Source organism: Marinobacter sp. 1_MG-2023, from assembly GCF_030549045.1.
Classification (GTDB): Bacteria; Pseudomonadota; Gammaproteobacteria; order Pseudomonadales; family Oleiphilaceae; genus Marinobacter.
On record NZ_JAUOST010000006.1, the window covers coordinates 236101 to 250807 of the forward strand.

Consider the following 14707-nt stretch of genomic DNA (forward strand, 5'->3'; position numbering starts at 1 on the left):
CAGGGCCACCACGAACAGCATCACTCTTATCAATCCGTACTGCAGACCGTGCGGTCAAATTCTGGAGGACGAGCGCTCATGGCACCGCGCACCGTCTTCCGGCTGTATACAGAGTAAGGCACCGCCGAGGCGCGAATATAATCCACATTCATCGCACCCTTACCTTCACCCTTAACATCGGAAACCGCTTCACAGGAGACCAACAGTTCGAGTTGGCCGGATAGCTCTGCAATGCGTGCCTGTGGATCAGAAGGATTGACGGCCATGCATACATCACCAGAACCAGCCACCTCACCTTCGGGAGCACGCCGGTCATGGCCGCTCAAACCGCAGGCACGAATACCGCGGGCACAAGTACCCGCCTCGGCGTGGCTGTCATCGTACAAATGCCAGTCTCGCTCACTGCACTGGGTTTCAAGGAGAATTGGGGTAGCGCGGTCTGCGAGGAACCACCAGGAGGGGTATTCAGCAGTGTGCCAGGACAAACGGACTGCTCTGGGCGCGCCCCGGGAGTTCTCTGCAGAGAACATGGCGTAGTGGGAATAGTAGGTGGCACAGCCAGCTTGCATAACGAGCAACCCGGCAACAGCGAACAGGAAGGCAATGCCTTTAAAAGGTCGGTAGAGTTTTAGTGCAATCATGAGTCGCTCGTTGATCCTTAACGACAATCTCACTGAGGAAGCCCCATTATCCCTGGGAAAACGTGTCAAAAATGCCTGTCAGTTATCACTCTGATCAAACTGCAAGCCAAAGCCATCGATGGTTTTGCGAACCACAACCATGCTCAGCTCCGGTGCCGGCACGGGTAACCCCTGAACCTGAACTTTTACAGTGTCCCCCAGTTCGGGTGCAAACGGTTCTGTATCCACCACAACGAACACACCACCATCCGATATGTCCCGGGTCGAGAACACAAACTCCCCCTGTTGCTCGTGACTCACTTTTACTTTCGCACTCATCGCTGTTCGAAAGTGCTCTCTGCGGTCATCTACAGCCATCGGCCAGGTTCCAATGTGTGTCTGCGTTACGTAGCAGGTTATTGTATGTTGTTACGAATCATACCATTTAATAATGCATTTCAAAGGATAGCGCCGGTAACAGCATGTATCTCCTAGGTGATATTGACTTGGCAGGAAATACAAATGAGAATGGTTGGCGTTTTAACTCACCTATGATTATTTCGCTCACAGGTGCAAACCCGATCCGAAACATTTAAGGATGGCACTATGCGCATGAAACTGGCTGCAACCGCAGCAATCGCCCTTACCGCTCTGCCCCTCACTGCCTCTGCAGACGGCGACGTTAACATCTACTCCTACCGTCAGGCATACCTTCTTGAGCCACTGTTGAATGCGTTTGAAAAAGAAACCGGCATCAAGAGCAACGTCGTGTTTGCCAAGCAGGGCCTGGCTGAGCGACTGGAACGCGAAGGCCGCAACAGCCCGGCTGATATCGTAATGACCACCGACATCTCACGGCTTAACGACCTGGTTGAACGCGATCTTGTCCAGACCCTGGATAACGATGTACTTGAGGAAAACGTTCCGGAAAACCTGCGTCATCCAGAAGGCAAATGGTTCGGCCTGACAACCCGTGCGCGTATCATCTACACCTCTAAAGAGCGCGTCGAAGAGGGTGAAATCACCACTTACGAGCAACTGGCTGACGACAAGTGGGATAACCGCATCTGTACCCGCAGCGGCAAGCACCCGTATAACATTGCCCTTATCTCTTCCATGATTGCGCATCATGGTGAAGCTGAAACCGAAGAATGGCTGCAAGGTGTCAAAGACAACCTGGCTCGCAAACCACAAGGCGGCGACCGCGACCAGATCAAGGCGATTGCTGAAGGCGTGTGCGATGTATCCATCGGCAACAGCTACTACTACGGCAACATGCTGAAAGATGATAGCCAGCGCCCCGCAGCTGAAGCCGTCCGCCTGGTATTCCCGAACGCTGATGGCCGCGGCACCCACATCAACATCAGTGGCATCTCGCTGACCAAAAGTGCTCCAAACAAAGACAACGCCATCAAGTTGATGGAGTTTCTGTCGTCTCCGGAAGCACAGAACATCTACGCCACAGCGAATACTGAATACCCTGCAAACCCGAACGTAACGCCCACAGGGCTGGTTGCAGAGTGGGGTGAGGTCCACCCAGACAGCTTGTCACTGCAGGTTATTGCAGAAAACCGCAACGCAGCAGTCAAACTGGTTGACCGTGTAGACTACGACGGCGAATAAATGCCTGAGCGAGGGCGGCTTGGCCGCCCTCTTATTCACCTTTAATCAACCCACTAAACTTTTAGCCAATCAACCTCGTTACTGATTCCGGTCATTGCAGCGGCTAATTGAGCTGACTACAATCGTCCCCCCTTTAACTCAATAACAGGATCCACATGAGCGAGGCTGCGACCAGCGTTAACCCCGGGCTTACCCCGCCCCTGCTGGCAAAGCGTACCTCCCGCCGCTGGATGATCAGCGCACTACTCACGACAGCCATAGTCGCGCTACCCGTCCTGTCCGTTATTGTTCTGGCCTTTTTTCCTGAAGAAAACATCTGGCCACACCTGATAGATACCACCTTGCCCCGCTACCTGGTCACCACCATCAAGCTGATGATCGGTGTCGGCATTATTACTCTGGCCATCGGCCTGTCTTCAGCCTGGGCCGTCACCATGTGTGAGTTCCCCGGGCGCAAGTTCTTTGAGTGGGCCATGCTGCTGCCTTTTGCTGTGCCGGCGTACGTAATTGCCTATGTGTACACCAGCCTTCTGGATTACGCAGGCCCGGTCCAGGGCGCTCTTAGAGACTGGTTTGGCTGGGCCAACGCTTCCGAATACTGGTTCCCCGAGATCCGTAGCCTGGAAGGCGCCACGCTGATGCTTGGCCTTGTGCTCTATCCTTATGTATATCTTCTCGCTCGCGCCGCATTCCTGGACCAGTCACCTTCCCTGTTTGCCGTCAGCCGCAGCCTTGGCCATTCAGCACTCAGCACCTTTTTCAAAGTGGTTCTGCCCATTGCCCGCCCGGCCGTTGCCGTTGGTCTCTCGCTTGCGCTGATGGAAACCCTGAATGACTTTGGCACGGTCGACTTTTTTGCCGTCCAAACCCTTACCGCCGGCCTGTTCGATACCTGGATGAATCTCGGCAATCTCGGCGGTGCGGCTCAGATAGCCACAACCATGCTCATATTTGTTGTTATTCTGGTTACACTGGAGCGTTACTCCCGACAGCGCCAGCAGCAATTCGCCGCCAGAGACAACCGGGATCCGATCCGCCGCTTTACCATGTCCTTCCCACGCCAACTGATTTGCGTTGCCGTTTGCGCGGTACCGGTAGTATTCGGTTTCGTTATCCCCGGCGTCACACTGGGCGTTTATGCCTGGGAATATTTTGACGAGAGCTGGAACCCTGCATTTCTGCACAACACCCTTAACAGCCTGTTCCTCTCAGGCACTGCGGCTCTGACCACTCTATTGATCGGCATCACCCTCGCGTACAGCCGCAGGTTGCACAACACTCGCGGCATGCAGGTGCTCATGCGCCTCTCAAGTCTGGGTTACGCCATGCCAGGCGCCGTGCTTGCAGTTGGTGTTATTGTGCCCCTGGCTGGGTTTGATAACTGGCTGGACAACCTGATGCGAGATTTCTTTGGCGTCAGCACCGGCCTGCTGCTCAGTGGCTCGGCTTTCGCCATTGTATTTGCCTACACAGTGAGGTTCCTGGCCGTGTCTGCCGGAAGTGTGGAGAGCGCGCTGCAGAAAGTTACCCCAAGCATGGATATGGCATCCCGCTCACTGGGCAACAGCCCGGGCAAGACACTCGTGAAGGTGCACCTGCCCATGCTTCGTGGAACACTGATTACTGCCGCGCTGGTGGTTTTCGTGGATTGCATGAAAGAGTTGCCGGCCACGCTCATCCTTCGGCCTTTCAACTTTGAGACCCTGGCTACCTACGTGTACCAGTTTGCCTCAGACGAGCGCCTGTATCACAGCGCTCTGCCAGCGCTCATTATCGTGTTGGCGGGAATCATACCGATCATTCTGATGAGCCGTTCCATATCCAACACCCGCTCTATGGCCTGACAAACGCCACAAAACTAAGGCATCATCCTTGAGCGGGCGTCCTGCACTACAAACCGGCCCTGAAACACAGCAACCGGATCGCCTTGCGGCATGGTGTTGGGCGTTCCACAGAACACCTCGGTGGTCAAATCCAGCCGTCCCTTACCGTGCCTGGCAAGACTCTTTCTGAAGCGTTCGGGAATCTCATCCCCCGGCAGGCGGCAAATCGCGTAAAAATCCGAATTCACGGGATCAAGATAATCGATACTACCTGTCTGAACGACGACCTTACCTCTCAACCCAAGATCGGCAAGTGCAAGCTCGGTGACACCCCAGGCAGCCGTTACCGCAACCGAATAGACACTTCCGCCAAAGCCAGTACCTTGGTGATTGAGATTGGGCGCAAGCGGTGCACTTAACAGCAGGGCGCTGCCGTCCCACGAGTGCAATTCAATTCCCAGAGCGCGAGAAAGGGGAATTTCCTCATGAATGCGCCTCTGAAATGCCGAAAGCTGAGTCATAAACTCCTCCTGATATACATTAATTTTAGGCGCGCCACCCGCTTTCCCCAATGCGACTAACGTCGGCTCTGAAACGAACCAAGCCCGGCGAAGCCGGGCCTGGTCATAATATGAGGATCAGACTATACCTTACTGCCAGATCACCTTCTGGCGCCGCGCATACCAATCATTCACCCTGTCCTCGTAGGCGTCTTCCACCACGTTACGCTTCAGCTTCATCGTCGGTGTCAGAAAGCTGTTCTCAATCGTCCACTCGTCACTGACTATTGTTACAAAGGCCAGCTGCTCGTGAGGGTCTACTGTTTTGTTTACCTTGGTCAAAAGCTCTGCAAAACTCTCCTCAAGCTCCTTCCTGAAGTGCTCATCCGCCATTTTCGGGCGAATTCCCTCAGCCAGCTGAATAATAGCAAAAGGCTGAGTCTGGTTGGCGCCGGAAACACAAACCATCTCAATGGACTGATGCGCCATCAAACGATTCTCAATCGGCGCGGGAGCAATATACTTACCCTTGCTGGACTTGAAAATCTCCTTCATCCGGCCCGTGATCTTGAGGCGACCCAGTTCGTCAATTTCGCCTTTGTCGCCGGTTTTCAGGAAGCCATCGTCGGTAAAGGTTTCCCTGGTTTTTTCTTCATCCTTGTAATAACCCACCATGGTGGCCGGGCTCTTTATCAGGATCTCGCCCTCAGGGCTGATTTTTGTTTCCACACCAGGCATGCACTCGCCCACATAGCCAGTACGGGAACGCCCGGGCTTATTAATGTGAGAATAGGCGAAGTTCTCAGACATACCGTAGCCTTCAAGCAATTCAAGGCCAAGGTTGCGATACCAGTCGAGCACGTCGCTGGCCAGCGGCGCAGAGCCACTTCCTGCCAGCTTGACCTTGCCCAGGCCAAGGCCTTTGAGGATCTTTTTCTTGATCAGGCCACTCACCACCGGAATCTTCAGTAATGTCTCAAGTTTCTTCGGCGGCAACTTCTGGAGAACACCCTGCTGGAATTTAACCCACAGTCTGGGTACCGAGAGGAACAGCGTTGGTTGCGCGCGTTTCATATCCTCAACAAAGGTATCAAGGGATTCCGCAAAGAACAGGTGAAAGCCGGCGTACAAAGAAGCCAGCTCAACAAAGGTGCGCTCAAATACATGGGCCAATGGCAGGTAGGACAACATGCGCTCATCAGGGCCTACCTGCAGCACCTCCATACCGCCAGCGGCCGCGAAAGCCATATTGCGGAAGCTGAGCATGACGCCTTTCGGCCTGCCGGTACTGCCCGAGGTATAAACGATGGTCGCCAGATCGTCCGCATCGCGGTGAACTTTCTCCTCCAGCGGCTGGAACCTGGCTACAATATCGTCCCAGGTTTCAAAATCATTGGGCGGACTGAGCGGGAAAGAAATACAGCGCACAGATTCCGGGACCCCGGGCTTCATCATATCCCAGTCGTCCAGTTTGCCAACGAACAGAACCTCACATTCTGCATGGCCCAGCACGTAATTGACCGTGTCGGCATTCAGCGTTGGGTATAGCGGTACGGAAATATGGCCCGCCATCCAGATAGCCCAATCTGTCATTATCCAATGAGCGCAGTTTTTGGAGATCAGGCCAATCCGGCTTTTTTCCGGGAGATTAAGTGACTTGAGGTAAGACGCCATGCGCCGGGCTTCATCAACCGCCCTGCTCCACGTGTACTCCACTACTTTGCCCCCGCCAACAGGCTGGGTCATATACAGAGAGTTGGCCTTGGCACTCTCCCAGTGGTACACCATGTCCAGTGGAAGTTTGGTTGTTGTATCCATGGATATTCCTTGCTTTCGTTATTTGAATTATCAGCACATTATTTAGACTTTAGTAGGGTATTTCAACACATTATAGCCAATGAAAGCGTGACTCAGGCCGACCACTCAGAAACTCCCTCACCGGAATATCCTGCCAGGTCAACTTCACGTTAACATGCGCTACCACCAAGGGTGCACGGCTGTGATAAACTCCGGCACCTTATCACTGCAATTACCGCAACAGACCTCGGAGATGGGCATATGGCCAAGCAAACCCTGCGCACCCTGTTGGGCGCCTCATTAATGGCACTGGCAAGCATTACACAGGCAGCAGAGCCTCGCGTTGTCGCCATTACGCAGATTGTGGAACACCCTGCGCTCGACGCCGTCTACCAGGGCGTAAAAGATGAGCTCGCAGAACGGGGCTATACAGAAGGTGACAACCTGACTGTCATGCATGAAAGCGCCCAGGGCAATTCCGCCATCGCCTCCCAGATTGCCCGCAAGTTTATCGGTGACAGTCCCGACGTGATCGTGGCCATCGCAACGCCTTCTGCACAAACTGTTGCTGCAGCCGCGCGCAATATCCCGGTCGTATTTGCTGCCGTAACCGACCCGGTTGGCGCAAAACTGGTGAAGGATGCAGAGGCTCCGGGTGCAAACATTACCGGCGTTAGCGACATGCTCCCCATCGATAAACACCTCGACATGCTGCTACGCATGGTGCCGGACGCCAAAAACATTGGCACTGTCTATAACCCCGGGGAAGCCAACGCAGTATCCTTGATTGAATTGCTTGATGAACGCCTGCAAGCCCGCGGCCTGACACTGGTTAAAGGTGCAGCCACCAAAACCTCCGAGGTTCTTGGCGCCGCCCGCTCGCTCGTAGGTAAAGTTGATGCTATCTACCTGACAACCGACAACACGGTCATCAGCGCCGCAGAAGCGGTTATCTCTGTAGGCGAGCGTGCAAAAATACCGGTATTTGCAGCCGACACCGCGACCGTTGATCGTGGCGCCGTTGCCGCACTGGGCTTTGACTACTACGATCACGGCCGCCAGGCCGGTGTTATGGTTGCACGCATCCTTGAAGGTGAGAAGCCGGGCGACATGCCGGTAGAAACCATGGAAAAGCTTGACCTGTTTGTTAACCCGGAAGCTGGCGAACGCATGGGCATCACTATTGCTGATGATGTAATCGCCGAAGCTAAAGAAGTGGTCAAGAGCGACAAGTAACGCCATACCTACACGGGCGGCCTCTCTATCCGGAGCCCGCCCGTTTTTCTTTTACGGTGAATATCCCCCATGCTCAGTAACATTGCATTTTACGGCGCACTTGAGACAGGCCTTATTTACGGCCTGGTGGCCTTCGGCATCTATCTCTCTTTTCGCGTACTCGACTTCCCCGACCTGACCGTTGACGGCAGCTTTCCCCTGGGTGCTGCCGTTGCCGCCGTGCTTATCATCGAAGGCTGGAACCCATGGCTGGCAACCGGTTGCGCAGTGCTCGCCGGCATGGCCGCGGGTGCCGTAACCGCCATTCTCAACGTCAAGCTGAACATTCTTAACCTGTTAGCCTCCATCCTCACGATGATCGCCCTGTATTCCGTCAACCTCCGGGTAATGGGCCGACCGAACATCGCCCTGCTGGGAGAGGACACCGTGCTCACCCCCTGGTACTCATTGGGTCTTGAATACCATCAGGTGCCGGTGTTGCTGTTCGTGATTGTGATCTTCATTTCCCTGATATTGCTTTGGCGCTTCATGAAATCGGAAACCGGTCTCGCCATGCGTGCAACCGGTGCCAACGCAAGAATGGCCCGCGCCCAGGGCATTGCGACCGGTACCATGATCATTCTCGGTGTTGCAGTATCGAACGGACTGGTTGGTCTCGCCGGCGCACTGTTTGCACAGAGCCAGGGCGCTGCCGACGTCACCATGGGTGTTGGCGTGATTGTTATCGGCCTGGCATCGCTGATTGGTGGTGAAGCCGTGATCACACCATCAACAGTTGTGCGCGCTCTTATCGCCTGCGTGGTTGGCGCCATTATCTATCGCCTGGCCATTGCCTTCGCCCTGAACGCAGATTTTCTCGGCCTGCAAGCGCAGGACCTGAACCTGATAACCGCCGTTCTGGTTACCCTGGCCATTGTATTGCCCGGCATCCGCACGTCCGTGGCGAGCAAACTCACCCGCAAGAAAGCCTGAGGAGGCACTATGATCAGCGCAACCGATCTGCGGCTTACCTTTGGTAAAGGCACACCGCTGGAAAACCCCGCTCTTCGGGGCATGAGCCTTACGGTTAATCAGGGCGAATTTGTTACCGTGATTGGCAGTAACGGTGCCGGCAAGTCCACGTTCCTGAACGCTCTGGCGGGCGAAGTTATCGTGGATAGCGGCACCATTGTTGTCGATAACCTCAACGTGACCAAACTGCCCACCCACAAACGGGCAGGCCGCGTGGCTCGCGTCTTCCAGGACCCGCTCGCCGGAACCTGCGAAGGCCTGAGCATCGAGGAAAACCTGTCGCTTGCCATCAAGCGTGGCCAGCGCCGTAGCCTTGGCACAGCCGTAAAGAAACAGTACATGGAACAGTTCCGGGAAAGCCTCTCTTCCCTGAACCTGGGGCTTGAGAACCGGCTCGGCGATAAAATGGGCCTGCTCTCCGGTGGGCAGCGCCAGGCAGTCAGTTTGCTGATGGCAAGCCTGACTCCCTCCGCCATTCTGCTGCTCGACGAGCACACCGCAGCGCTGGATCCCAAAACGGCCGCTTTTGTGCTGGAGCTCACCACCAAAATCATCGAAGAGCAGAAACTGACCGCTCTGATGGTAACCCACAGCATGAAACAGGCGCTGGAAGTAGGCACCCGAACCGTGATGCTGCACCAGGGCCAGGTGGTGTTCGATATTGCCGGCAAAGACCGCGAAGGTCTGGAAGTGAAAGATCTTCTGGAGCTGTTCGAAACCCAACGTGGGCTTTCCGTGGATGACGACAGCCTGCTTCTTGGTTAATGGTGAAGCGGGAGCCAGGCTCCCGCTTCTTTTTCTGCCTCTGCAAAACCACTGATAACCGCCCCCTTCTGCACGATTTTCGTGCGTTTTTCAATCACAACATATAGTAATTCCCAGCTATCCAGCCCAAGCGGCGGATTTACTGGCGTTTTCCCTCTTGCAAGCCCTTAGCCCATTGAATTTCTTTGCGAGAAGTCGCTTATCAATAGTTCTGGTTAAATTCACAAAACACTATATCCTGTTATACTCTCAAAAAATAAGCCCATATATAGGGCCAACGACTTCACAGCTCACCTGCAGACAGGCAGATGCACTAGCTGAAAAAAGCCGCGTAGGCAACCACAATCAGAGCGTAATGAGAGCGCGATCACCGGGAAATACAGCCTGTCCCGGCTTTACAAGCGCACAAGATATAGTGGTTTGCAAAGAAACTTGAAAAACAAGGGCAACTACGCAGGTTTTTGCAACGTTTTACAGAGATATGGCACCGTTAAAAGTGCCATCAACAGACAACAGACATACTTGAAAATCGAGGGTGGCAATGAACGCTAAGGCAGAGGCAGTAGTTACAACGATTCCGATGCAGGAAACTTCGCTAGACATCTGGACCAGCAAGTACCAGCTTAAAACCAAGACCGGCGAAGCGGTAGACAAGGACATCAACGCCACCTACCAGCGGGTTGCAACTGCCTTGGCGCAGGTTGAAAACAAATCTGTGCGCGCAGAGCACATGAAAAATTTCCTTTGGGCACTCAAACACGGGGCCATCCCCGCCGGCCGCATTACCTCCAATGCCGGTGCCGAAGCTCACAAGCCTGCAACCTCTACCATCAACTGCACCGTGTCCGGTTCCGTTCAGGATTCCATGAACGACATCCTGGAGAAAAACCATGAAGCAGGCCTCACCCTCAAGGCTGGCTGTGGTATCGGTTATGAGTTCTCTACCCTGCGTCCGAAAGGTGCCTACGTTGCCGGCGCTGGTGCCACCACATCCGGCCCGCTGTCGTTCATGGATATCTTCGACCGCATGTGCTTCACCGTATCCTCTGCCGGTGGCCGTCGCGGTGCCCAAATGGCCACCTTTGATGTTCACCACCCGGACATCATCGATTTCATCCAGGCCAAGCGTGAAGATGGCCGCCTGCGACAGTTCAACCTTTCCCTGCTGATAACGGAAGACTTCATCGAAGCCGTTCGGAACGACAGCGACTGGCACCTGTCTTTCCCGGTGACCGACAAAGAAGTCAAAGAAGAAGGCCTGGACCTGGCCGATCCCAGCCAGTTCGTATATCGCGATTTCCCGATACTCGATGGCTACGTGGTTAACGAAGAAGGCAAGGTGGCGTGCCGTATCTACCGCACCCTGAAAGCCCAGTTCATCTGGGACACCATCATGACCTCCACCTACGATTACGCAGAGCCGGGCTTCATCCTGATCGACAAGGTCAACCAGATGAACAACAACTGGTTCTGCGAAGACATCCGCGCCACCAACCCCTGTGGCGAGCAGCCTCTGCCTCCTTATGGCAGCTGCCTGCTGGGCTCTGTGAACCTGACTAAATTTGTGGACTACCCGTTCACCGAGAAAGCCAGCTTCAACTACGAAAAGTATCGCAAGGTAGTGGGTATCTTCACCCGCATGCTGGACAACGTTGTAGAAATCAACGGCCTGCCCCTGGCCGAGCAGCGCCACGAAATCACCAACAAGCGCCGCCACGGCATGGGCATTCTGGGCCTGGGCTCAACCCTCGCCATGCTGCGCATGCCTTACGGATCTGAAGAGTCCGTACAGTTTACCGAAGACGTTGTCCGCGAAATGGCCGTTGAAGGCTGGCGCCAGTCACTTTCTCTGGCAGAAGAGAAAGGCGCTGCGCCCATCATGGACGAAGACTTCGAAATCACCCCGAAAATGATGGGCAAATGCCCGCAGCTGCAGAACGATGGCTACAAACTCGGCGACAAGCTCAAAGGCCGTGTACTGCACGCCAAATACAGCCGCTACATGCAGGAAATTGCCAAGGTAGAACCCGAACTGGTTGAACAGCTGGCAGAGAAAGGTGGCCGCTTTACCCACCACACCTCCATTGCACCCACGGGCACCATCAGCCTGTCGCTGGCCAACAACGCCAGTAACGGCATTGAGCCAAGCTTCTCGCACCATTACGCCCGTAACGTGATCCGAGAAGGCCGTAAAACCAAAGAAAAAGTCGACGTGTTCTCCTTCGAGCTGCTGGCCTACCGCCACCTGGTCAACCCGGGTGCCATGCCCTTCTCAGACGAAGAAGACAAAAAACTGCCCAGCTACTTCACCACCTCTGATGACGTAAGCCCGGCGCAGCACGTAGACATCCAGGCCGCCGCACAAAAGTGGGTAGATTCCTCGATCTCCAAAACCGCGAACGTACCAACCGACTTCGCTTACCAGGAGTTCAAAAACATCTACCTCTACGCCTACGACAAAGGCCTGAAAGGCTGCACCACCTTCCGCTTTAACCCGGAAGCCTTCCAGGGCGTGCTGGTAAAAGAGAAAGACCTTGAAAACACCCTCTACGAGTTCACCCTCGACGACGGCAGCAAGGTGAACCTGAAGGGCAACGAACAGGTAGAGTACGACGGCGAGATCCACACCGCCGCCAACCTGTTTGACGCGCTTAAAGAAGGCACCTACGGAAAGTATTGATCCGGAACACCGACACAGGACAGAAGACATGACAGTTAAAATCAGCAATAAAATCGTCGGCTACCGGGTTAAGAAAGCCGACACCGACGCACCCAGCGAACAGCAGGCACCGGCACAGCTGGAGCCCACGCTGCAGAAGATGAACGAGTACATCGAACGGCCGGATTTTCTGGTGGGCACCACCTACAAAATCAAGCCGCCGGTGGCTGAGCATGCGATGTACATCACCATCAACGACATCCTGCTGAACGAAGACACAGACCACGAAAGCCGGCAGCCGTACGAAGTGTTCATCAACTCCAAATCCATGGAGCACTTCCAGTGGGTAATCGCCCTCACCCGCGTAATCTCTGCGGTATTCCGCAAAGGCGGCGACCTGACCTTCCTGGTGGAAGAGCTGCGTTCCGTATACGACCCGAACGGCGGTTACTTCAAGAAAGGCGGCGTGTTCATGCCTTCCCTGGTGGCTGAAATTGGTGCCGTTATCGAGAAGCACCTGAAGGCCGTAGGCCTGATGGAAAGCGAGGAAATGAGCGAAACCACCAAGCGCATCCTCGCCGAAAAGCGCGCCGAGTTTGAAGCCAACAACACCAAGGCAACCAACGACGACAAAGCCGGCGACTTCCCGCCCAACTCCACCATGTGCAGCAAGTGCAACACCAAAGCCGTTATCGTGATGGACGGTTGTGCGACTTGCCTGTCTTGTGGCGACAGTAAGTGCGGTTGAAGTGAGTGATTTGTAGGTAAACAGAAAGGCCCGGAGCGAAAGCCTCGGGCCTTTTTTTATGGCCAGCGACCACCAAGGCTCCGTATTCGCGTGAGTGCTTCGTTATTACGCGGTGATATTACGAAATTTGACAGCTCCAGACTGGTAACTTGCTGGTTTTGGGCTAGTTTTATGGGTAGGTTGCTTGGTAAGTACGTAATCGCAATGCGTGCAAATGTGGAAGTCACGATATTGAATAACGAAGAACGCGGTCTAATACGCTGTTATAGGTTTTACCCCCGAATTCACATAAGGACAAGGCATGAATATCAAAGATTATGTTTCCGGCTTTAGCAATCATCCAATTCTGTTCATAGGTACGGGAATTAGTCTTAGATATCTCAAAAACTCATACACATGGGACGGCTTACTGCGACACGTAGCGTATGAGCTTAGTGGAAATGATGAGTATTATTTGGACCTTAAATCGGGATCTGAATCTGATGGAAGATATGACTACACAAAAATTGCAGCGGATCTAGAAAAAAGATTCAACCATAAGTTGCAAAGTGATCGTAACGGAAAATTTAAAGAGGTCAATGATGAATTTTACAAACTCATGGAGAATGACATAAATTGCAGCAGGTTTAAGATATATCTATCTAGACTTCTTAAAGAAACTGATGTGAAATCCGAGATGCAAGAAGAGATCTCGGAGCTAAAAAAAATCCGTAAAAATATAGCTTCGATAATTACAACAAATTATGATCTATTTGTGGAAGAGAATTTTGAATTTATACCTCTTATTGGTAATGATATATTGCTAAGCAACCCTTATGGATCTGTATACAAAATCCATGGATGCGTTTCAGACCCGCTACGATTAATAATCACTGAATCGGACTACTCTCACTTCAATAGCAAGTATGAGTTAATCAGAGCCCAACTTCTTTCCATGTTTATACACAACCCAATTTTATTCTTGGGTTATGGGATAGGTGATGAGAATATCAAAAGTATTCTGAAAACTATTTTCACCTACGTTGAGCCAAACTCGGATGAAGCAAATAAAATAAGAAGAAACTTTTTGTTAGTAGAATATGAAAAAGATTCTGATTCATTAGAGGTTGTTGAGCATGACATTGATCTTGAGGGTTACTCCACAATAAGGATCAATAAAATAAAGACAGATAATTTCAAAGAAATTTACGCCGCCCTCTCTGCATTGACCCTTCCAGTATCCGCGATGGATGTTCGAAAAGTTCAAAATATAGTGAAAGAGATATATGCGGGAGGAGATATAAAAGTAAATATAACAGAAGATCTTGATTCAATAAAAAATAGCGACAAAATAATTGCCATCGGCTCTTCTAAAACCATTCAGTACCAGTATCTAACAGCATCAGAAATGATGGCAAATTATTTTAAAATAATTGATGAGTCAAATTCTCAACTACTGGAGCTTGTAAACAAACATACCATCCAAAGTGCACAATACTTTCCAATTTATGGATTCAGCAAAATTTGCAGCAGTATTAAACGAATTGATGAGCTGAAGGCGCAACAGGATAGGAAGGTGGAAGGTGCCCTTGGTTCTGTTCCTGACTCATGCAAATCAAAGCATTCTTCGATCAATGAGATTTTAGAGGATACGAATATAACGGAAAGCAATAAAATTAATGCAATACTATGGCTGTCAAATACCGGTGATATCAAGCTTGACGAGCTAGAGAGGTTTCTTAGGAACTTCGAAGATAAACCTGACACACCTTATAGAAAACTGCTTTGTATTTACGATCAAAAAAGGTATGGCGGTTAAGATCTATAACAAATGGCTGTTGACGGACGCACCTGCGCTGCGCTCCGGCACGCTGATCTTGCACCGCTTTAGTGGACGGTCATTTACCGGACACTAAAGGGGGCCTGTCATGGGGCACACCCACAAG

At 52.6% G+C, this 14707-nt stretch carries 12 protein-coding genes; 8 read left to right on the forward strand and 4 right to left on the reverse strand.

Translation table 11 applies throughout. The annotated features are described in order from the left end of the window. Positions 1–29: 29 nt before the first annotated feature. Complete coding sequence (locus tag Q4606_RS15300) at positions 30–641, reverse strand: hypothetical protein (RefSeq protein ID WP_303608064.1); 612 nt, start codon at positions 639–641, stop codon at positions 30–32. Between the two features lie 78 nt (positions 642–719). Further along, positions 720–998 (reverse strand): PilZ domain-containing protein, encoded by a 279-nt coding sequence (locus Q4606_RS15305; RefSeq protein WP_303595712.1) that lies wholly within the window; start codon positions 996–998, stop codon positions 720–722. Between the two features lie 228 nt (positions 999–1226). On the opposite strand from Q4606_RS15305, the gene Q4606_RS15310 reads away from it, so the two are divergent. Then, complete coding sequence (locus tag Q4606_RS15310) at positions 1227–2243, forward strand: Fe(3+) ABC transporter substrate-binding protein (RefSeq protein WP_303595711.1); 1017 nt, start codon at positions 1227–1229, stop codon at positions 2241–2243. 155 nt (positions 2244–2398) lie between these two features. Beyond that, positions 2399–4087: an iron ABC transporter permease gene (locus tag Q4606_RS15315; RefSeq protein ID WP_303595710.1), complete on the forward strand. Its 1689-nt coding sequence runs from the start codon at positions 2399–2401 to the stop codon at positions 4085–4087. Positions 4088–4101: 14 nt separating this feature from the next. Here Q4606_RS15315 and Q4606_RS15320 read toward each other — a convergent pair whose 3' ends face one another. Then, positions 4102–4587, reverse strand: a complete 486-nt coding sequence (locus tag Q4606_RS15320) for a thioesterase domain-containing protein (protein ID WP_303608065.1) — start codon at positions 4585–4587, stop codon at positions 4102–4104. Positions 4588–4716: 129 nt separating this feature from the next. After that, positions 4717–6384 (reverse strand): AMP-binding protein, encoded by a 1668-nt coding sequence (locus Q4606_RS15325; RefSeq protein WP_303608066.1) that lies wholly within the window; start codon positions 6382–6384, stop codon positions 4717–4719. A 240-nt stretch (positions 6385–6624) separates the two neighbouring features. Here Q4606_RS15325 and Q4606_RS15330 point away from each other — a divergent pair, with 240 nt between their 5' ends. From Q4606_RS15330 to Q4606_RS15355, 6 genes are all read left to right on the forward strand, one after another. Beyond that, entirely contained in the window at positions 6625–7599 is a 975-nt protein-coding gene (locus tag Q4606_RS15330) for an ABC transporter substrate-binding protein (protein ID WP_303595707.1), read from the forward strand. 69 nt (positions 7600–7668) lie between these two features. Beyond that, positions 7669–8571: an ABC transporter permease gene (locus Q4606_RS15335; protein ID WP_303595706.1), complete on the forward strand. Its 903-nt coding sequence runs from the start codon at positions 7669–7671 to the stop codon at positions 8569–8571. Between the two features lie 9 nt (positions 8572–8580). Next, positions 8581–9375, forward strand: a complete 795-nt coding sequence (locus tag Q4606_RS15340) for an ABC transporter ATP-binding protein (RefSeq protein ID WP_303595705.1) — start codon at positions 8581–8583, stop codon at positions 9373–9375. Between the two features lie 541 nt (positions 9376–9916). Continuing rightward, positions 9917–12055 (forward strand): adenosylcobalamin-dependent ribonucleoside-diphosphate reductase, encoded by a 2139-nt coding sequence (locus tag Q4606_RS15345; RefSeq protein WP_303595703.1) that lies wholly within the window; start codon positions 9917–9919, stop codon positions 12053–12055. A gap of 28 nt (positions 12056–12083) precedes the next feature. Further along, positions 12084–12782 (forward strand): NrdJb, encoded by a 699-nt coding sequence (locus Q4606_RS15350; protein ID WP_303608067.1) that lies wholly within the window; start codon positions 12084–12086, stop codon positions 12780–12782. 301 nt (positions 12783–13083) lie between these two features. Continuing rightward, positions 13084–14580, forward strand: a complete 1497-nt coding sequence (locus Q4606_RS15355; RefSeq protein WP_303608068.1) for an SIR2 family protein — start codon at positions 13084–13086, stop codon at positions 14578–14580. Positions 14581–14707 lie beyond the last annotated feature (127 nt).

Bases quoted from the DNA above. Each gene is read 5' to 3' on its own strand.
- Q4606_RS15300 (WP_303608064.1), bottom strand. From the start codon at position 641: ATGATTGCACTAAAACTCTACCGACCTTTTAAAGGCATTGCCTTCCTG.
- Q4606_RS15305 (WP_303595712.1), bottom strand. From the start codon at position 998: ATGGCTGTAGATGACCGCAGAGAGCACTTTCGAACAGCGATGAGTGCG.
- Q4606_RS15310 (WP_303595711.1), top strand. From the start codon at position 1,227: ATGCGCATGAAACTGGCTGCAACCGCAGCAATCGCCCTTACCGCTCTG.
- Q4606_RS15315 (WP_303595710.1), top strand. From the start codon at position 2,399: ATGAGCGAGGCTGCGACCAGCGTTAACCCCGGGCTTACCCCGCCCCTG.
- Q4606_RS15320 (WP_303608065.1), bottom strand. From the start codon at position 4,587: ATGACTCAGCTTTCGGCATTTCAGAGGCGCATTCATGAGGAAATTCCC.
- Q4606_RS15325 (WP_303608066.1), bottom strand. From the start codon at position 6,384: ATGGATACAACAACCAAACTTCCACTGGACATGGTGTACCACTGGGAG.
- Q4606_RS15330 (WP_303595707.1), top strand. From the start codon at position 6,625: ATGGCCAAGCAAACCCTGCGCACCCTGTTGGGCGCCTCATTAATGGCA.
- Q4606_RS15335 (WP_303595706.1), top strand. From the start codon at position 7,669: ATGCTCAGTAACATTGCATTTTACGGCGCACTTGAGACAGGCCTTATT.
- Q4606_RS15340 (WP_303595705.1), top strand. From the start codon at position 8,581: ATGATCAGCGCAACCGATCTGCGGCTTACCTTTGGTAAAGGCACACCG.
- Q4606_RS15345 (WP_303595703.1), top strand. From the start codon at position 9,917: ATGAACGCTAAGGCAGAGGCAGTAGTTACAACGATTCCGATGCAGGAA.
- Q4606_RS15350 (WP_303608067.1), top strand. From the start codon at position 12,084: ATGACAGTTAAAATCAGCAATAAAATCGTCGGCTACCGGGTTAAGAAA.
- Q4606_RS15355 (WP_303608068.1), top strand. From the start codon at position 13,084: ATGAATATCAAAGATTATGTTTCCGGCTTTAGCAATCATCCAATTCTG.